Origin of the sequence: Sphaerisporangium krabiense, from assembly GCF_014200435.1 — a bacterium.
Lineage (GTDB): Bacteria > Actinomycetota > Actinomycetes > Streptosporangiales > Streptosporangiaceae > Sphaerisporangium > Sphaerisporangium krabiense.
The window spans coordinates 1,103,305-1,122,005 of record NZ_JACHBR010000001.1 but is presented as its reverse complement, the minus strand read 5'-3'; the positions used below and the strand labels follow the sequence as shown (position 1 = coordinate 1,122,005).

At 70.0% G+C, this 18,701-nt stretch carries 17 protein-coding genes and 1 pseudogene; 6 read left to right on the top strand and 12 right to left on the bottom strand.

Features of this window, described 5'->3' with window-relative positions:
* Positions 1-42 precede the first annotated feature (42 nt).
* Positions 43-909 (top strand): helix-turn-helix domain-containing protein, encoded by an 867-nt coding sequence (locus BJ981_RS04825; protein WP_184608503.1) that lies wholly within the window; start codon positions 43-45, stop codon positions 907-909.
* Positions 906-1,127, top strand: coding sequence for a DUF397 domain-containing protein (locus tag BJ981_RS04820; protein ID WP_184608502.1), 222 nt, complete (start codon positions 906-908; stop codon positions 1,125-1,127). Before BJ981_RS04825 ends, BJ981_RS04820 begins: the two co-directional genes overlap by 4 nt.
* Positions 1,128-1,218: 91 nt before the next feature.
* Here BJ981_RS04820 and BJ981_RS04815 read toward each other — a convergent pair whose 3' ends face one another.
* Positions 1,219-2,139, bottom strand: coding sequence for an HNH endonuclease signature motif containing protein (locus BJ981_RS04815; protein WP_184608501.1), 921 nt, complete (start codon positions 2,137-2,139; stop codon positions 1,219-1,221).
* Between the two features lie 477 nt (positions 2,140-2,616).
* Here BJ981_RS04815 and BJ981_RS39750 point away from each other — a divergent pair.
* Positions 2,617-2,712, top strand: a pseudogene (locus tag BJ981_RS39750) (very short patch repair endonuclease); the annotation flags it as partial.
* Between the two features lie 80 nt (positions 2,713-2,792).
* Positions 2,793-3,068: a hypothetical protein gene (locus tag BJ981_RS04810; protein ID WP_443729014.1), complete on the top strand. Its 276-nt coding sequence runs from the start codon at positions 2,793-2,795 to the stop codon at positions 3,066-3,068.
* Between the two features lie 624 nt (positions 3,069-3,692).
* On the opposite strand, the gene BJ981_RS04805 is transcribed toward BJ981_RS04810, so the two are convergent.
* From BJ981_RS04805 to BJ981_RS04785, 5 genes are all read right to left on the bottom strand, one after another.
* The gene (locus BJ981_RS04805; protein ID WP_184608500.1) at positions 3,693-5,213 is read right to left on the bottom strand and encodes an FAD-dependent monooxygenase; all 1,521 of its coding nucleotides are present in this window, start codon (positions 5,211-5,213) and stop codon (positions 3,693-3,695) included.
* Between the two features lie 76 nt (positions 5,214-5,289).
* Positions 5,290-5,892: an acyl-CoA-like ligand-binding transcription factor gene (locus tag BJ981_RS04800; protein WP_184608499.1), complete on the bottom strand. Its 603-nt coding sequence runs from the start codon at positions 5,890-5,892 to the stop codon at positions 5,290-5,292.
* Positions 5,893-5,970: 78 nt separating this feature from the next.
* Positions 5,971-7,071, bottom strand: a complete 1,101-nt coding sequence (locus BJ981_RS04795; protein ID WP_184608498.1) for a winged helix DNA-binding domain-containing protein — start codon at positions 7,069-7,071, stop codon at positions 5,971-5,973.
* A 109-nt stretch (positions 7,072-7,180) separates the two neighbouring features.
* Positions 7,181-7,363, bottom strand: a complete 183-nt coding sequence (locus BJ981_RS04790; RefSeq protein ID WP_184608497.1) for a hypothetical protein — start codon at positions 7,361-7,363, stop codon at positions 7,181-7,183.
* 59 nt (positions 7,364-7,422) lie between these two features.
* The gene (locus tag BJ981_RS04785) at positions 7,423-7,848 is read right to left on the bottom strand and encodes a VOC family protein (RefSeq protein ID WP_184608496.1); all 426 of its coding nucleotides are present in this window, start codon (positions 7,846-7,848) and stop codon (positions 7,423-7,425) included.
* A 151-nt stretch (positions 7,849-7,999) separates the two neighbouring features.
* On the opposite strand from BJ981_RS04785, the gene BJ981_RS04780 reads away from it, so the two are divergent.
* Positions 8,000-8,998 carry a helix-turn-helix transcriptional regulator gene (locus BJ981_RS04780; protein ID WP_184608495.1) on the top strand — a complete coding sequence of 333 codons (999 nt, stop codon included), beginning with the start codon at positions 8,000-8,002 and terminating at the stop codon, positions 8,996-8,998.
* 21 nt (positions 8,999-9,019) lie between these two features.
* On the opposite strand, the gene BJ981_RS04775 is transcribed toward BJ981_RS04780, so the two are convergent.
* From BJ981_RS04775 to BJ981_RS04760, 4 genes are all read right to left on the bottom strand, one after another.
* Entirely contained in the window at positions 9,020-10,417 is a 1,398-nt protein-coding gene (locus BJ981_RS04775) for an NtaA/DmoA family FMN-dependent monooxygenase (RefSeq protein WP_184608494.1), read from the bottom strand.
* A 12-nt stretch (positions 10,418-10,429) separates the two neighbouring features.
* Positions 10,430-11,530: an LLM class flavin-dependent oxidoreductase gene (locus BJ981_RS04770; protein ID WP_184608493.1), complete on the bottom strand. Its 1,101-nt coding sequence runs from the start codon at positions 11,528-11,530 to the stop codon at positions 10,430-10,432.
* A gap of 350 nt (positions 11,531-11,880) precedes the next feature.
* The gene (locus tag BJ981_RS04765) at positions 11,881-12,519 is read right to left on the bottom strand and encodes a TetR/AcrR family transcriptional regulator (RefSeq protein WP_239139458.1); all 639 of its coding nucleotides are present in this window, start codon (positions 12,517-12,519) and stop codon (positions 11,881-11,883) included.
* A gap of 71 nt (positions 12,520-12,590) precedes the next feature.
* Positions 12,591-13,910 carry an MFS transporter gene (locus BJ981_RS04760; RefSeq protein WP_184608492.1) on the bottom strand — a complete coding sequence of 440 codons (1,320 nt, stop codon included), beginning with the start codon at positions 13,908-13,910 and terminating at the stop codon, positions 12,591-12,593.
* A 659-nt stretch (positions 13,911-14,569) separates the two neighbouring features.
* Between BJ981_RS04760 and BJ981_RS04755 the strand changes: the two genes are divergently transcribed.
* Positions 14,570-15,289 (top strand): hypothetical protein, encoded by a 720-nt coding sequence (locus tag BJ981_RS04755; RefSeq protein ID WP_184608491.1) that lies wholly within the window; start codon positions 14,570-14,572, stop codon positions 15,287-15,289.
* 37 nt (positions 15,290-15,326) lie between these two features.
* Here BJ981_RS04755 and BJ981_RS04750 read toward each other — a convergent pair whose 3' ends face one another.
* The gene (locus BJ981_RS04750) at positions 15,327-15,776 is read right to left on the bottom strand and encodes a protein-tyrosine phosphatase family protein (RefSeq protein WP_184608490.1); all 450 of its coding nucleotides are present in this window, start codon (positions 15,774-15,776) and stop codon (positions 15,327-15,329) included.
* A 97-nt stretch (positions 15,777-15,873) separates the two neighbouring features.
* The gene (locus BJ981_RS04745) at positions 15,874-18,591 is read right to left on the bottom strand and encodes a M36 family metallopeptidase (protein ID WP_239139459.1); all 2,718 of its coding nucleotides are present in this window, start codon (positions 18,589-18,591) and stop codon (positions 15,874-15,876) included.
* Between the last annotated feature and the right edge of the window lie 110 nt (positions 18,592-18,701).

Here is an 18,701-nt window from a genome sequence, read left to right as displayed (position 1 = left end):
GAAGCTGTCTCTCGCAAGGTCACGCGGTGACAGACTGCGCGCATGCCCAACGCCCCTGTAGTGCCGACTGTCCGGCGACGCCGTCTCGGCTCTACGCTGAGACGCCTCCGCAACCAAGCCGGCCTGACCCTGGACGAAGCGGCTGCGGCCATGGGCTGGAAGGCCCCGAAGATGTCCAAGCTGGAGAACGCCTCCGCCACCATCCGGCCCACAGAGGTCGCGACACTGCTCAAGGTGTACGGCGTGAGCGATCGAGAAGTTCTCGCTGCCTTGGAGAACCTGGCCAGAGACGCAGGCAAGAAGGGCTGGTGGCAGACCTACAGCGGTATCGTCTCGCCCGCGTACGCGGATTACATCTCACTCGAATCGGATGCCGAGCGGATCTGCGAATGGTCACCCCTGCTGGTCCCTGGTCTTCTTCAGACTGCGGCGTACGCCCGCGAAACCATCACTGGTATCACCCACTTCCGTACGCCTGACGAGATCGCCGCCCTGGTGGAAGTCCGCCAGGCCCGACAGTCAGTCCTCAGCCGCCCCGGCAACGCACTCGAACTCTGGGCGATCATTCACGAGGCCGCACTACACCAGCGCTTCGCCGTCCGCCCCATGACCATGCGCGAGCAGCTCCGCCGTCTACTGGACACCGCCGAACTGCCCAACGTCACCGTCCAGATCATGCCGCTGAACTCGACAGCACACCCAGGCATTCTGGGCGGCTTCAGCCTCGTCAGCTTCCCCCGCCCCATCCCCGACCTGGTCCTCTTCGAGAACCTCAGCGGCGCCACCTACATCGAGGGAGACGACACAACACCCTTCACAAAAGCCATTGAACGCATCCGAGCCTCCGCGCTATCAATGGAGGACTCTCGTGCACTCATCGCACGGCTGGAAGAAGGCAGCAGATCGTGAACCTTCCCCCCGATGACCTCTACACGTACGACCTCACCAACGCGACGTGGCGCAAGTCCTCCGCCAGCGGCGCTGAACACAATTGCGTGGAGGTAGCGACCCTTCCTGACGGTTCCAGAGTTTTCCGTGACTCTAAGAACCCTTATTGTCTTCCTGTTCGACTTACCGCCACGCAGTGGGTTTCTCTTCGAGAGAGCTTGCGATCAGGGGAGCTGTAACTCGCATTGAAGCATCGTCAGGCCTGTTGGTCCGCTGTACAACTGAGGCCATGTCGTGCGTGTGTAGTGCTCTTGGTGCGCCAGCTTGTTGTCACTCTGTACGGGATCGGTGCACGTTCCAGTGCTCGGCGAGCCACTTCAGGTGGTCCGCCGTGATCTCGATACTGAGTGGCTTGCCCTGTAGGCCCGAATATGCAGGGAATTTTGCAAGTTCTGCCGATATGTCGATCGTCCCGGTCCTTGGCTCGACTGCGATGAGTCCAAGGTCGAATGGTCGATGGAGGTCCGAACGAAGCAGCAGACCGCCGTCCTTGTGATGCCTGCCATTGGCTGCGTAGCTGTACAGGTGGGCGGCTTCTAATGTTTGCTCATGGCTGGGCCCGGTGAAGGCGCACACTGCGCCGAAGGTGTCAAGCAGTTTCCTGCGGAACTCTGATTGTCCTCTGCGTACACGAACAATGGCTTTGCGGTGGCCCCCGATTATTTCTCGTGTATTGTCAACTATGGTCAATGGTGTTTTTGTTTGTCCTTGTTCGATTCGGGTGCGGAAGTCACTCCATCGCAGACGTCTTAGGCTGAGCTGTGACTTAGGCTCCTCGCATAGTTGGCGCAGTTCTGCCCCGGACATACTGCCTCGAAGATCGGTCCATCCGGCTTCATGGTGACTTCGGAACGTTTTGACTGTCACTCGTCTGCTGAGCGGATGGTCGAATTCCTTCTTACACTTCCAGCACTTGTATTCTGGCTTCATGGTCTTACGGGCCGCAACGTCGGCGCGACCGCAAAACGGGCAGGATTTCAAGTCCTTTTCGCCGCTACCCACTTCGATGGACTGGATGACGGATAGTCCGATTAGAGCCTCTTTGTCCCATAGTACGATGACATCGCCGACCTTGACCGCCGTTGCATTTGGGACTCGGTCGTCCCAGCTGTAGTGGCGAGAAGGGTCGTCGTCGTACCTGTCACCGGCTCGCTTGTGCTCCTCCGCAGCGATGACCAACCAAGCTGACATCTACCCGCCCGCAGAACGGTCCTATGCGTGCATGTCATAGGAAGTACGTAAGTGTGCGGGTAATATATCGGACATTGCTGGCAGTTGGCGCGCTTACTTCGGTTGGCGAAGAGAGGGTGCCGCTCTGTCCACGCAGCAGGCCGAAGCCGACAGGGTGAGCGATGGTAGTTCGCAGGGGTGGGGCTCTTGCCGAAGTTGCCGCCGCTAGCCTTTCAGTCCCCTGGTCGACTCGACTGGGGGACAAATTCGCCAGTGCGGTCAGCACGGTAGCGGCGTGGTCGGGGCCGGTACCGCCGGTTAGGTGGCGGTCAGGGCGGAGACTTATCAGAGGGGACGAAGCGCAGGTAGAATGTCATCTTCCATCTTGCGGACACTTTTGGCGTTCGGGATCAGGCAGCGTCGGATCAGCACATGGCGGCGGAGATCAACAGTGCCGCTCCGATCCGGGCCCGGGCGTAGCGCTCGTACGGTAGACGTATGGCGACCGCGAGACCTGTCGGCGCGTCCAGTGAGGGCGTTCGCAAGAGCATGCAGTCGAACAGGGGGAGGGACACTAAACCAGAACTCGCCTTGCGGCGGGCGGTGCATGCGCTCGGGCTCCGGTACCGGGTCTCGGTTCGTCCGCTTCCGAAGGTGCGCCGTACACCGACTTGGTGTTCACCAAGGCGAAGGTCGCGGTGTTCCTTGACGGGTGCTTCTGGCATGGGTGTCCACAGCACCACACCAAGGCCGCCACCAACGCGGAGTACTGGGCGGAGAAGGTGGTTTGGAACCGAGAGCGAGATGCTCAGACGGATCGGACGCTCGCTGACTCCGGTTGGTTGGTCGTCCGCGTCTGGGAGCACGAAGATCCCAGACAGGCCGCCGTTCACATCGCCGAGCGGGTACATAGGATCCGTGGCGGGGACATGGAGATCCGTACGCCTTAGCCGCAACTGGGCGGCGGCGGGGTACGGCCGCGTCGAAGTGACCTGCCAGGTCGCTGAGTTCCCGATCACCTCGGGTCGTGTCTTCGGCCGGATCAGCGGGACCGTCGGGGCTCGGGACATCGCGCCGTTGTGACGCGATCAGCTCGTCGAGGGCGGCCGTCTCGTCGCCCGCTGCGGACGATGGGCATGCCCCGTTCCTGGGCGCTCGACAGCGCATAGCCGAGCACATTAGGGCATGGGTGCCGCCGGCTGTCCGAGTCCCCGACTTTCGGTCCATCCAGGCGGCACACCGGACTCACGGCTCCCGAGCGGAAGCGGCCCAAACGTCGCATTGACGAGTGCTCATGACATTGGGCGCGGCAGACCCTTCTGAGATCGCTTCCCTGACTGGGATTGATCGTATCCCGGACTGTCGGGTGCGGCCGAGTTCGGCCGGTGGATTCGGATCGCGCGAGGGTGGTAAGCGTCCGAAAGAAGAACGAAGGTCCCAAGCTAAGGCTGGCTATTGTGGCTTTCCGTTCTGATGCAGCGAAGCCATCGCCACCGCCGTCTCTTGTGGCTGGAACCACGATAGAGGGCGACTTTTCGATCAAGCGACCATAAAAGCCCAGTTCAGGTGATCACTCAGGACGAGATGTCCTCGTTCGGTTCTCCCAGCCATCGTTGAATCGCCGCCCGCAGCGATGTGCGAGACTCCGTGTCCGGCTGTGGGGCGTCGGTGGCCCATGCCACGTATCCGTCGGGGCGCAACAGCAGGGCCGTACACGGGGCGGGGTGTCCGGGTAGTCCTGCGGTTGCGGGGTATCCCCAGTCGCCGCCGGTGAAGTCGATTAGGTGTGGGTGGCCGTCTCTGGTGAGCTCGGCGAGGCGGGTGCCGTTTTTGAGGTTCAGGTCGGGGGCCCAGCGGCCGGCTAGGGGATGGTCGACGGCCACGTCGTAGCGGATGTCGGCGCCTGACATGAGGTCGGCGATGTGGCGGACGTTGTGTGGGTCGTCGAGCAGTTCGGTGAACAGGGCGCGCAGGCCGGTGACCTCGCTGCCTGGGGCGATCAGTGCGGACTGGGCGCGTGAGGACAGCACCACCCGCTCGGCGACCGGGCGTCGCTCGGACTCGTAGGTGTCCAGGAGACCGGCGGGGGCCGTACCGCGCACCTCGGCCGCGAGCTTCCAGCCGAGGTTGACCGCGTCCTGGAGCCCGAGGTTGAGCCCCGGCCCGCCGATCGCCGAGTGCACGTGGGCGGCGTCGCCGACCAGCAGCACCCGGCCGTCCCGGAAACGCCCGGCCAGGCGGGTGTTGCCGCCGTTGAGCTTGCGCAGCAGGTGCGGCCCGTGGCCGTCGGGCGGGCCGAAGGCGAGGTCGACGCCGAGCACGCGGCGGGCGCTGGCCCGCAGTTCCTCGAGCGTGAGCGGCCCCTCGGCGTCCTGCGCGTTCCACTCCATGGTGGAGATCAGCGGTGCGGGGCCGTCCGGGAGGGGGGCGTACACGAACAACCCGCGCTCGGTGCGGTGGTGCAGGAACGGCGGGATGGGTCCGTACCCGGGAATGTCGAGGGCGCCGGTCGCCGGATCGACGAGCTCGGCCGGCACGACGGCGTGCGCGACGCGCGAGATCGTCTTGTCGGTCGTCACGCCGGGGAAGGCGATCCCCGCCAGCTTGCGTACGATGCTGTGCCCGCCGTCGGCGCCGACGAGGTAACGCGTTTCGATCGTGTACGGCCCAGCCGGCCCGCTGACCTGGAGAGTCACGCGGTCCGCGTCATGGGTGAATCCGGTGAGCTCGTGGCCGCGCCGGATCTCGACCTGCAGCTCGACGGCCCGTTCCTCCAGCATCTGCTCGATCCTGCGCTGCGGGGCCAGGAGGACATAGAGCGGGTTGTCGTCCAGCGCACTCAGGTCGATGGGCAACGCGCCGAAGACGAATCCGGGAGCGGGCCGGGGTGGGTCCTGGTTTCCGGTGAGCCGCTCGTACAGGCCTCGCCGGTCGAGCATCCGTACCACCTGGCCGGCCAGCCCGTTGGCGCGGCTCTCCTCGGTCCGCTCCGGCAGACGCTCCAGGACCAGGGGGCGGACTCCGGCCAGGCTGAGTTCGCAGGCCAGCATCAGGCCGTTGGGCCCGGCTCCGGCTATGACGACATCGGCGATCATGACGCTCCTTCGGGCATGACGAATCGACCGGCGGCAGGCCGGCTGATCCTGGAGGGAAGAGGGGAGGCTGGGAGGGTCAGGGCGTGGGAAGGCCGGCGGCGACCTGGCCGAGCGCGTCGCGCAGCAGCTCCTCGAACGGTGCCCGGGCATCGCCGTGCAGCCACAGATGGATGGCCGCGAGCAGGGCGGTGCCGACCGTGCCGGCGACCAGGCGCGGATACAGATCACGATCGGCATCGGTGCCGGTGCGCTCGGCGACCGCCACGGCCAGCGCATCCACCGCGGCCATGTGGGCCTTGAGGAACTCGCCCCGATACTCCGGATGCTCGGTGATCACCTTGATCCCGGCGATCCAGCGCTCGTCGGCCGGGCGCTCGGGCGTTCGCACGCCAAGCGCCAACCGGGCGAAGACGGCGTTGGTGATGGCCTCCCACAGGGGTTCGTCGTCCGGCCTGGACCGCAGCTCGTCGGCGATCTGAGCCGCTCGGTCGAAGTGCCTGGCCGCGATGGCCTCGCCCTTGCTGGAGAAGTAGTTGTTGAACGTGCGGTGGGAGACGCCCGCCTCGGCGGCGATGTCCTCCACCTTGACGTTGTCGAAGCCACGCTCGGCGGTCAGCTTGATCGCCGCCCAGCTCAGCGCGATCCGGGTTTCTTCCTTCTTGCGCTCTCGCAGCCCCATGGGAGACAGCCTACATGAAGTTGCGAGCCACGCAAATATGCGAGAGACGCAAATCTGCGTGGCTCGCAGATCTGACGCTCAGGGGGAAGGCTCGTCGATCTGTACGCGGTCGCTCTGGCCGTCGGACAGGAATGACGACAGGGACCGGCCTTCCTCGGTGATGGCGGTGCGGTCGGATCGGGAAAGGGGGCGGAGTGGGGTGATGGTCACGGTGGCAGGCGCGGTGGTCCAGGTGGCGGCTACTCGGCCGTCTAGTAGGACGACGCGGGCGCCGGTGACCGAGAGGCCGCGGTGGAGGTCGTCGACGATTCGGGTGCGGTCGTGGTAGCCGAGGAGGGCGTTGTCGAAGGCGGGGAGGAAGCGGACGGGGGCGGGGGTGTCGGGGTCCGGGCGGGGGGCGTTGGGGAGGTCCAGGAGTTCTCGGCCGCGGTCGTCGCGGAAGGTGATCAGTTCGTCGCGGATGGCGGCTACCGCGGCCGGCAGGCCGGTGAGGCCGGACCAGGCGCGTAGGTCGGCGGTGGCGGCGGGGCCGAAGGCGGCCAGGTAGCGGCGTACCAGGGTTTGGCCGACCGGGTCGGAGCCGTCTGTGGCGGGTGGGTCGACCTCGCGGCCCAACCACGAGGAGAGCAGGGCGTTGCGTACGCCTGCCTTTGTTCGCCAGAGGCCGCGTGGGGGGAGTTGGGCCATCGGGAGGAGGGCGGCGACCAGCATCTCGCCCAAGGCCCGTGGTCCTGGCGTTGGCCAGCGGGGGGCGAGTGCTCGGGCGAGGTCGCCCATGGAGCGAGGATGGCCGTCGGACATGACCGCGAGGCCCGCGGCGGCGAGCTCGTCGAGGTCTACTCCGTCGAGTTCGCGGCGGTAGGTCCCGAGGACCCGTTGGCGCAGCATGGGGCCGTGGCGGGATCGCCAGGCGAGGGCGTCGTCGGCGGTGACGAGGTGCACGGTGCGGCGCATGAGGTGGGTACGGACCACGTGGCGCTCGCTGAGCAGGTCCGAGAGTGACGCCGGGGGGAACGCGCGCAGTCGGGACCAGAGGCCGACGAACGGTTCCTGCGGTTCCTGGGCCTGCAGACCGCACAGGTGCGCGACGGCGTGGCGGGCCGGCAGGTCGGCGCGGTCGAGGAGCAACTGCCGGGCGAGCGTCGCGCGGTTGAGCGCCCGGGTGCTGAGAACGGTCATCGTCGTATCCCGTGGCTTGTGCAGTGGCCGTTCGATCGGGTGGGGAGGGCGGTCATCGCCTTGTCCCCGCGGCGCGTGGGGCGGCCGGTCGGCCGGGTGCTGAGGGTGTTCATCGGCCCAGGCAGGAGGGCGTGTGGTGGGTGATCGTCGGTGTGGTGTGGTTTCGGTGATTGCGGTGGGTGATCCGGACGCGGGCGCCGTGGTCGGGGTCGCCGACCTGGCCGAACATCATGGTGTCCAGACAGTGGGGGCTGACCTGGATCCCGGTCCGGCCGGGTGGGCGCGTCTTCACCGCTGTCTCCTTGCCTTCGAGCGGGGGGGTGGGTGGGGCGGCCCCCGCCGCCCCGAGGGTCAGGAGGGGTTGTACTCGTTGACGACGTCCACGACCCAGGTGGCGCCGAAGCGGTCCTTCAGCATCCCGTAGAGGGGGGACCACTGCGCGGGGCCCAGCGGCTGCAGGATGGTCGCGCCGTCGGCGAGCTTCTCCCAGTACGTGGTGATCTCCTCGGGCGCTTCGCCGCGCAGTGAGATGAAGAACGCGTTCTCGCCCTGGTTCCAGGGGAGGCGGGAGGGGACGTCGTAGGCCATCACGCGGAAGCCGTTGCCGGCGGCGACCTGGCCCCACATCACCTGGTCGGCCTCGGACGGTTCCTGGACGTTCCCGGCGTCCTTGTACGTGATCACGGCCATGTCGCCGCCGAACACGGACTGGTAGAACGTGAGCGCCGCGCGGGCGTCGCCCCGGAAGTTCAGGTGGGTCACAACGTTGACGGACATAATGCGGTCCTTGTCTTCAGGTGTCTGCCATCTGGGCGGGCTTACGCGTCGCCGTCAGCGATCACGAACGACTCGTCCAGCTCTCGCCCGGTCACCACAGTGGCAGGGGAAGAGGACAGGATGTGGCCGCTACCTGGGGCAATATGGGGCCATGCCGAAGACTTCGGCGCGGCTGCTGGCGTTGCTGTCGTTGCTCCAGGTGCGCCGGGACTGGCCGGGGGCGCTGCTGGCCGAGCGGCTGGGCATCAGCCCGCGTACCGTGCGGCGTGACGTGGACCGCCTGCGCGAGCTCGGCTATCCCGTCATGGCGGTCAAGGGGCCCGACGGCGGCTACCGGCTCGACGCCGGCACGGAGCTGCCGCCGTTGTTGTTCGACGACGAGCAGGCGGTCGCGCTGGCCATCGCGCTCCAGCTCGCCACCACCGCGGGGGCGGGCATCGAGGAGGCCGCGGCGCGCGCGTTGAACACCGTACGGCAGGTCATGCCGTCCCACCTGCGCCGGCGGATCGACACCCTCCGGATCGCCGCCGTCGAACCACCCGTGAGCCGGCCGGATCCGCGGGTCGACAGCGGCGTGCTGACGGCGATCAGCGCCGCCGTCCACGCCCGCGAGGTCCTGCGTTTCGACTATGGAGCAGCAGCGGCGGACGACGATCAGACGCCGCGCCGTGTAGAGCCTCACCACCTCGTCACGTGGGGCGGGCGTTGGTACCTGGTGGCCTGGGACCTCGACCGCGAGGACTGGCGCACGTTCCGCGCGGACCGGATCAGGCCGCGCACCCCCGCCGGGCCCCGCTTCACCCCGCGCGAGGTGCCCGGCGGTGAGGTGGCCGCCTTCGTGACGGGGCTGTTCCGAGGCGGGTCCGGCGGCTGGCCGTGCGTCGGTGAGGTGATCCTCGATCTGCCCGCCGCCACCGTGTCCCGCTACACCCGCGACGGAGCCGTCGAGGAACTCGGCCCGGACCGTTGCCGCCTCGTCCAGGGCTCGTGGTCATGGGCCGGACTGGCCGCCGCCCTCGGCAGGTTCGACGCCGGCATCGAGGTCGTCGGCCCGCCCGAGCTCAGAGCCGCCTTCGCCCACCTGGCCCGCCGCTACGCCGACGCCGCAGGCGATCCGGGACAGGTGGACGGCGCGCGGATCGAACGCTGAGGGCGGCTCGACGCCTCGTCGTCATGTCGGCGGGGGGAGGGCGAGGTGGTCGCGAAGGGTTGTTCCTTCGTAGGTGGTGCGGTAGGCGCCGCGTTCCTGGAGTGCGGGGACCAGTTTGTCGACGATGTCCTCCAGGGAGGAGGGGAGCAGGTGCGGGCTGATGTTGAAGCCGTCGACGGCGCGGGTGCGGACGTAGTGGACCCATTCGTCGGCGATCTGTGACGGCGTGCCGACGAAGGAGCGCTGTCTCGGTGAGACGCGGCGCACGAGCTGCACGATCGACAGGTTCTCGGCCGCGGCCAGTTCGCGCCATCTCGCGATGGTGGCGAGCTTGCCGGTGCGCAGGTCGATCGGGAGCGTGCCGCGCGACGGGTCGAGCTCCCCGGTGCCGGGTTCGATGTCGGGCAGGGGGCCGTGCGGGTCGTAGGCCGACAGGTCGGTGTCCCAGTACTGTTCGAGGAACGCGATCGCCCGCGGCGGCGAGACCTGCTCGTTGTGCACCCACTCCGCGCGCTCGCGGGCCTCGTCGGGAGTGTCGCCGAGGATCACCGAGGCGCCGGGCAGGATCCGCAGCGAGTCGGGCGAGCGGCCGTGGCGCGCCAACCGGGTTCGCAGGTCGGCGGCGTAGGCGACGGCCTTGTGGTACTCGGTGTTGGCGGAGAACACGACGTCGGCGTGCCGCGCCGCGAGCTCGCGCCCGCCGCTCGAGTCCCCGGCCTGGAACAGCACCGGACGGCCCTGCGCGCTGGCCGGCACGGTGGCGCGTGCGCGCAGCCGGACCAGGTCGGTGTGCCGTTCGACCTCGCGGATCGCCCCGGTCCGCGCCCAGCTCGCGGCATCGCCGGACTCGGCGATCGCGTCCGGCTCCCAGGACGCCCACAGCTCCTTGGCGGCCTCGACGAACTGCGTGGCCCGCTCGTAGCGCCGCTCGTGCGCAAGCCAGCCGCCGTGCCGGAAGTTGGCGCCGGTCCACGCGTTGTCGGTCGTGACGATGTTCCAGCCGGCCCGCCCGCCGGAGAGCAGGTCCAGGCCGGCCAGGCGCCGCGCGAGGTCGGCGGGGTAGTTGTAGGTGGTGTTCTGGGTGGCGACCAGGCCGATGCGCTCGGTGACGGCGGCCAGCGCGGACAGTTGCGTGATGGCGTCGGGGCGTCCGGCGACGTCGAGGTCGTAGACGCGGCCGCGGTTCTCCCGCACCCGCAGGCCCTCGCCGAGGAAGAAGGCGTCGAAGAGGCCCCGTTCCAGTAACCGCGCCACCTGGACGACGGTCTCGATGGCGACGTGCGGCGCGGTGGCCGGGTCGGTCCAGATCAGCTGCGGGCCGACCCCGGTGTAGAAGACGCCGAGGTGAACCTGGGCGTGCGGGTCGTACGGGGCGCCGCTCGGGCCGGCGCCTGTCGTGGAGGCGGTGGGGGAGGTCATCGGCATGTCACCTCAGGCGGTCGTGGTCGCGGGGGCGGCGAAGCGGTTGGCGGGACGGGGCAGGCCGAGCGTGGCGCGCAGGGTGGCGCCGGGCTCGGGCGCCCGATGCAGCCCGGCGGCGGCGAGCGCCGGCAGCACCTGCCCGGCGAGCACCGGCAGGTCGGCGGCGAGCACGGCCGGGTGCAGGCGCACCCCGTCGACGTCCGGCGCCAGCGACCGCAGCAGGTCCACGAGCCCGCTCGCCGGCCCCGCGTACCGCAGCCGGCCCGCGTCCGGCCACGGCGTGGCCGCGTCCAGGGCCGCGAGCCGCCGCGCCCCTGTCTCCTCGGCGTCGAGGACGACCTCGACCTCGGCGAAGGCGAGCGCCGCGCCGGAGTTCCTGGCCTGGTCCGCCCGCCGGGCGAGCGCGCCGGGGTCGGGGTCGCCGACGAGGACGACGTCGGCGCGGGCGTCGATCTCCAGCTCGGCCGGGGCGAGCACGACGACCTGCCCCTGCGGCGGCCGGGGCGTGATGAGCGGTCCCGTCACCGTGAACGTGGACCCGGTGAAGTTCACGTGGTGGACGCGGCCGGGGTCGAGGTAGCGGCCGGTGGCGACATCCCGGATGACCGCGTCGTCCTGCCAGGAGTCCCACAGCAGGCGCGCGACGTCGACCACGTCCTCGGCCTCGCGCCGCGCGGCATCGGCCGTCAGGGGGTCCGCGCCGATCGTCGCGAGGTCGCCGGCGCCGTGCGCCGCGCCGACCACCCACCCGGCACGGCCCCGGCCGGCGTGATCGAGGCTGGCCAACTGGGTCGCGAGGTGGAACGGCTCGGTCGTGGTCACGTGCAGGGTGGGCGCCAGCCCGATGCGATCGGTCAGCGGCGCGGCGAACGCGGCCCGGATTCCCGCCTCCAGTCGCCCGGCGGCGTCCGGCCCGCGGCTCGGCGGCACCGGGGCGTCGGCGAAGGTCGCCAGCGTGAACCCCGCCGCCTCCGCCGCGCGGACGGTCGCGCGTAACGCGGCGGGGGTCAGGGCCTGCGCGGGTGGACGGCCGGCATGGCGCCAGGCGGCCGGGTGGGCGCCGTCCCCGTCCAGGTCGACGGCGATCAGCAGGCTGCGTCGGTCGCTCATCAGTCGGCTCTCCCTTCCTCCTGCCGCCACGGTATAAGCGACATTATTGGTAGGAAGGCTGGAGAATCTCGATCTGTTCCCGCCTGGCGCGGACAGCCCGCTTCCCGGCGGGCGGGCGTCCCGGCTCCGGTGACCTCTCGCGGGACGACGGATGGTCGAGCCGCACGGCCGCGCGTCCCGAGCGGCGAGACGACCAGCGCGAACGCGGCGACGCCCGCGCAGGCCGGGGCCGCGTGCCAGGAGGCCGGACGGTATCCGGACGCCCAGCCGGCCGCCGGGGACGAGGGCGAGGCCGAAGGCCAGGCTCGGCGGGCGTGCGATGGGGAACCCCGCCCGGTCAAGCCCTGGGGTCAGCGTGGGACGGTCGCGCCGACGATGCGGAGGGCCAGGTCGGCGTAGGCGTCGGCGATCTCCTGCGGGGTGTACGGGACGTCGGTGCCGTACCAGTTGGCGACCCGGATGCCCATGCCGCTGATGGCGTTCAGGACGAGGAAGGTGTCGGGCATCTCGAACAGGCCCTGGGCGAGGCCCTCGTCCAGGACGTCGTACATCATCTGGCGGGCGTTGGCGCGGATCAGCAGGGCGGGGGCGGCCATTTCCGGGGAGAGGGCGTGCAGTTCGTTGGTGGCGACGACGGCGAGCAGGGGATGCTCGGCGTGCGCGAGGACGTGTGCGCGGACCACGGCGCGCAGCCGGGAGACGGGGTCGGCGCCCTCCGCCCGTAGCAGCCGGTCGCGGTGGTCCTCGTGGCCGATGCGGATCAGCTCCGCCAGGACGTGTTCCTTGGTCGGGTAGTGCGCGTACAGCGTGGCCGAGCGGATGCCGCACGCGTCGGCCAGGTCTCGGATCGAGGTGCCGTGGAAGCCGCGCTCGGCGAACAGGCGCAGCGCCTCCTGGAGGATGCGGCCCTTGGTGCCCTCCAGCGGGACGCCGGCCGGGAGCCGTACTTCGTCGGCCGCGATCCGCCGCTGTTCCAGGGGTATGGCCACGTTTCCTGCCGATCGATCGTCCAGCCTCCCCCTTATTGTGCCCTAGGGGTGCCCCGACCACCCCTAGGAACCTAGCCCTCGGTGATGTCCGCCTGGTTGGTCTCGCGCAGCGCCAGCGCCGACCCGAGCGTGACGAGCATCGCGGCGCTCACGTACGCGGCCACGCTGAAGGACCTGCCGCCCGAGGCGGTGAGCAGGGCGGTCGCCACCAGCGGGGCCAGGCCGCCGCCGAGGACGGCGCCGAGCTGGCCCGCCATGGACGAGCCGCTGTAGCGCACGCCGGTGGGGAACTGCTCGGCGATGAAGGTCAGCAGGGGCGAGAACATGATCATCACGCCGCCGAACGCCAGCGCGTACGCCAGGTAGATCAGCGGGGCGTTGCCGCTGTCCAGCATGCGGAAGAAGCCGAAGCTGAAGACCGCGAGGAACCCCGACCCGGTGACGAGCATCGGCCGGCGGCCGAAGCGGTCGCACAGCCGGCCGCAGAACGGGCTGACGGCCAGGGCGACCACCGAGCCGATCGCCACCGCCACCAGCGGCACGGTGGCCGGGAGCTTGAGCTGCACGGTGAGGTACGACGCCGAGAAGACCAGCAGCACGTAGAAGGTGACATAGAAGCCGAACCCGGTGCCGACGCCGAGCAGCACCTGCCGGGTGTGACGGCGGAAGACCTCCAGCAGCGGCGCCCTGTGCCGCGTGCGGGCCGCGGCGAAGGCGGGCGTCTCCGGAACGCCCATCCTGATGGCCAGGCCGACCACCACCAGGACGATCGACAGCAGGAACGGGATGCGCCAGCCCCAGGACAGGAACGCGGGCCGGTCCATCCCGCTGACGGTGAGGATCGCCAGGGTGGCGAGGAGCAGTCCCGCGAAGCCGGCGGCGGAGATGAAGCCCCCGTAGTAGCCGCGCCGGTGGCGGGGCGCGGACTCCGTGGTGATCAGCACCGCGCCCGTGATCTCGCCGCCGTACGAGAAGCCCTGGACGAGGCGCAGCGTCACCAGCAGGATCGGCGCCCACACCCCGATGTCCGCGTACGCGGGCAGGAAGCCCATCAGGGTGGTGGCGATCCCCGCCACGAGCAGCGTCGTGACCAGCACTTTCTTGCGGCCGATCCGGTCGCCGTAGTGGCCGGCGACGACCGCGCCGACCGGCCGGGCCACGAAGCCGATGGCGAACGCGGCGAAGGAGACGAGCGTGCCGGCCGTGGGGTCGGCGCTGGGGAAGAAGAGCGCGCCGAAGACGAGGGCGGACATGAAGCCATAGAGCAGGAAGTCGTACTGCTCGATGACGGTGCCGGCGAACCCGGCGGCCGTCACGCGGCCGAGCGACGCCTGCGGCGGGCTCGTGCGCGGCGGACTGGTGGTGGACGGGCCGGCCGAGGTGACGGACATGGGCCTCCCCCTCAAGGAGTCGGAACAGAGAGCCCGATCGATCGATCGTCAGGTCAATCTAACGATCGATCGATCGGGGCGACGGCTATGAACGCGCAATAGTGGTCGCCGTGAACGACATAGGGGTCGGTGCTCACACGAAAGGGGGGCGTATGAATCGCGCCCGTTCGTGGTGCGGCGGCTTTCCGTACCGAGCAGGTGATGAACGCCCATACTGGGCCGGGAAGGTCATTCGTCACGGCGGGCGGGGCGCTGCTATCGATACCGCTTTTGGTGATTCAGGTTGGCCCGTGATTCGGGTGCGGGAGAACGCGAAGACGAGGCGGCGAATCGGCGCGCCGGACACGTGCCGGGTTCGCCATGGTGGGTGAGGCGGAGGCGCTCGCGCATGTGACGAGACGGTGCCGGGAGGGCCGGTTCCCCTGGGCGCGTGCTTACGCGGCACGGCTGCGCGCCGATCATCCCCGAGATCCGTTTCCGTTGTTGCTGGAGGCGCTGATCCACGCCTACCAGGGGGACGCGGACGCCTGCCGCGCGTCCCTGGCGCTGGCCGACGAGCTCGGACCGGGCAGCCATCCCGGCCTTCGCGCAACCATCGACGACGTGGCCGACCGGAGCGGCCGGGGTCTGTCGCCGGAGGCCGGACAGGTGAGGAGAAGTTGCGGCTCAAGGACGGCGCCGGGTGTCTGCTGGTACTGCTCGCCCTGGTGGGGGTGGGGGTGGCGCAGCGCGCCTGGGAGCGCTTGATGGAGGCCGGCGGGGATCGGGTGGCCCTGGTCCTCGGGCTCGGCGGGCCTCGTGTGGACGGACATTCGCTGCTGGGCCTGCTGGTCCTGGTCGGAGGGGTGGCCCTGCTGTGGTGGGGCGTCCAGCGGCTGCGTACCGGGCGTAGGAGCCGGCGGGAGCGGGCGCGCCGGCGTGCCGACCTGCGGGCCTTCGCGGCCGGGCTGGACGATGACAACATCCGGCTGTACGCGGGCTCGGTCGCGGTGCTGCTGCCCTTCTCCCCGATGATGGCCCTGGGGCCGCCCATTATGGCGGTGGGGATGAACGCCATGGGCGGGTGGCTCATCGCCGGCTGGAGCCTGGGCGTCTCCGCCGCGATCGTGTGGTGGGCCGGCGTCATGGTCGGTCCGCGTACGGTGCGACGCGCTTTCCGGCTGAGCCGTCTCCTTGTCGCGCACCTGCTCGTCGCCTACGTCACGGTGGGGGCGTTCGCCGGGGCGTTGATCGCGAGGGTGTCCGAGGAGGAGCTGAACGCCACGGGTCAGTGGTGGATTCCCGCCGCCGGGCTCGCACTGCTGGTCACCGCCTGGTACCAGATCGTCCTGCGGCGGCGCCTGGCGAAGGAGGGCCGGCTCAGGCTCTGGACGGGGTGAGCCCGCGTGCGAGGGGGCGGGTGCGCCGTTTCGCCGGTCACCTTGGGGAGTGGGTGGCGAACCAGGTCACCCAGCGGCGTTGCCAGGGGGTTTCGATCGCCCGGTGGTCGTAGTGGGCGCGGGTCCAGGTGACGGCTTCGGAGGGGGACAGGCCCGTCAGGGTGGTCAGGCAGGCGATGGCGGTGCCGGTTCTGCCCACGCCGCCGCCGCAGGCCACTTCGACCGCCTGGCCGGACTCGGCGCGCGTGTGGAGGGCCTTCAGGGATTCGGCGGCGGACTTCGCGTCGCGGGGGAGGAGGAAGTCGGGCCAGTCCACCCATTCGTGCGGCCACGTGAGGGCGGGGGCGTGGCGGCGCCGGAGGCGGGAGGTGCCGAGGTAGAGCGCGAAGTCAGGGACCGGTCCTGACGGGGTGGGGTTGCGCAGGCCGCGGCCGCGGATCCAGGTGCCGTCGGGGAGTTGGATGGAGCCGGGCAGCGGAGAGCTCATGTGGTGATTGTCCCTTATGGGCGCGGAGCTCACCCCTTATACAGGGCGTCACCGGGGCGGCCCGGTCGGCCGGGCCGCCCCGGTGGTGTCGCGTGGGTCAGTGGGAGAAGGCCTGGAACTCGGCGGTGCGGACTTCGATGGAGCCGGCGGCGCTGGCGGTGGCGCAGTCGGTCCGGTACCTCGGGTCGTTGTCCTGTTCGCCGGCGTAGAGCGGGTTGCCGGTGCACTGGCTGGACACCGTGCGCAGGATCAGGTGGGTGGCGGTGGTCTTCGGGATGTCGAAGGACTTGATGATCAGGTCGGCGCCGCGCGGACGCGGGAGGCGGGCGTCGAAGGCGTCATCGGCGCTGGTGTAGACCTTGGTGAAGTTCGCCGGGACGGTGCAGTCGGCGCCGGCGGTCGCGTCGCACGCCAGGACCTCGAAGGCGCGGAGCGCGGTGAACCGGTTCTGCGCGACGGCCCCGGGCCCGATCATGGCGCTGACCTGAACCCTGCGGATCTTCACGGCCTTGTCGCCCGCCAGATCCACGATGGCGGAACGGCCGGCGATCGGAGTGAACACGTCCCAGCTCGTCGCCTCCGTCTCGTCGATCAGCTTGTCCCGGTCGGTTCCGTCGCCGGTCACCGCCGCGCCCGCCGCGGCCGCGGCGTGGTTGCGGAACATCTGGACGGGGAGGTCCCTGACCTGCTTCTTCTTCACCGTGAACTCGAGCCTCTTGTGCCCGAACCCGGGGGCCACCGCGATGAAGGAGTACCTGCCGGGCACGATCTGGAAGGTCGCGCCGAGCTCGGTGGCGGGGTCGGTGTCCGCGACCGGGACCGCGCGGGCCTCGTAGTCGCCCACGTACAGGCGGATGGGCGCGGCGGCGGCTTCGCCCGCGGGGCGCAGGGTCACCGTGGCGTTGCCGCCGTTCGGGGAGGCGAAGCCGGGCTTCGGGTCGGGATCGGCGGGCCCGTTGCTGGCCGCTCCCTCGCCGAGGCCGTGCTCGGCGAACTCATTCCACAGGATGTCCTGGTTCGCACCGCCGAACCGGATCTTGTCCGCGGCGAGCATCGCGTCCCGCATGTCCACCATGCTGAGGTTGCCGGCCGTCGTGAGCAGGAAGGCGTCGAAGTGCAGCTGGACCCAGCGGCGGTTGCCCGGGCACCTGTCGATCGGCTTCCGGCCGGCGGCGCAGGCCCGCTGGAGCTCGGCGGAGCCCTTGCCGTACCGGTCGATGAAGGCGTCGCGGACGTCGAACTGGGTCGCCGACCAGATCTCGCCGTCGGCGTGTACCTGCTGGCCGACCACGTCGTAGGCGATGTCGCTGTAGTTCAGCGGCGACTTCGACATGTCGTAGTTGCGGATGCCCCGCTCCGCGTCGCCGGTGACGTAGCCGCCGGTCACGTACGGCGTGTCGCCTCGCGGGCGGAACCCGTTCTCGTAGAGGTACTCCATGGCGAACAGGTCGGAGATGCTCTCGCCCATGGCGCCGGCCTGCGCCCCGCTGAGCCCGGCGTTCGGCCCGGCCACCATGCGGTTGGAGATGGCGTGCGTGTACTCGTGCCCGATGACCGACATGTCGTAGTCGCCGTCCACGCACGGGGCGTAGAACGCGCCGGCCTGCGGCTGCCACAGGTACATGTTGGTGATCGGCGCGACGCCGTCCACCGGGGTGATCTGGTTGGCGTTGTTGCGGATCGACGCGACCCGGGCGCCCGCCTGGGCGTTGCCCTGCTCGGGGTCGCCGCCGAGGCCGCCGCGGTCGCCGTTGCTCGCCTGCATGTTCCAGGCCGTCTCGGTGAAGCCGAGCCGGTACGCCCAGTCGTGCATGCGGTTGTGCATCGCGTGCAGGTTGGAGATCGCCGCTTCGAGGTCGGCCTCGCCGGGCTGGTCGAAGGTGGCCGGGTCGCACTTGGCGGTGAACCACTGGTTCTGCCAGGGGAAGCGGTAGTTCCGGCTCGGGGTGGTCACGTTGGTGCGCGTGCCGACGGACGCGGCGTCGCCGCTGGCGCGGTTCTCGTAGGTGCGCGCCGCGTTGCCGAGGCTGGTGTTCGTCGGCGCGTTCGTGCCGTGGTCGACGTCCCACGGCGTGCCGGTGGCCGCGTCGCCGCCGACGACGAGGTCGCACCCCGGCCGGGGGGCGGCGCACCAGGTGCGGCGCGTGTCGGTGGAGGAGTAGTCCCCGGGGGGAGTGGCCGGGAACACCGACCAGGAGGGGGTGTCCGGGTCGAACTGGTCGACGAGGTTCTCCCGGATCAGGATCTCGCCGCTGACGGCGTCCACGTAGGTGGTGTAGGCGGAGGGCTCGTCCTCCTGGCCGGCGGCGATCAGCGTGACCTGGAAGGCCCGGTGCACGCCGTCGGGCGCGGGGATCGCCACCTCGTCCGCCCGCTTGGCCGTGGCCGTGGCGAGGTCGATCTCGCCGTCGCGGGCGGCGATCTCCAGGGCCCGCTGCGCCGTGATGGCGGCGGCGGGCGGCGCGCCGGTGTCGCGGGACAGCGTCGAGGAGGCGTACAGCACCTTGCCCTCGCGCACGCCCACCGAGACCAGGCCGTCGTGGCCGGCGGGCAGGCCGCCGAACTTCTGCCGCAGGAGCACCGCGTACCCCGCGCCGATCGGATTGGCCGCGACCGTCTCCAGCGCGTCCACGGCGTCGGCTCCGAGACCGAACAGGCCGGTGTTGGCCTTCAGGTAGGCGCGGGCCGCCTGGACGGGGTCGGCGGCGAGCCCTTCGGCGAGCGGCTTGTCCGCGGTGACGAGGGCGGGAGTGCCGAGGTCGTTCCATCGGACGGTCGCGCCGGCGAAATTCCTGGCCGAAATCGGCGGTGCCACTCGGCCTTTCCTGTTGTCCTTATCCGGTTCACCCTGCCCGTCGCCCTGGACGGTCGCGGATTTCCGCGGTTCGTGGCGCTGCTCGCCTTGGGCGGTTCCGGCGGAGGAAA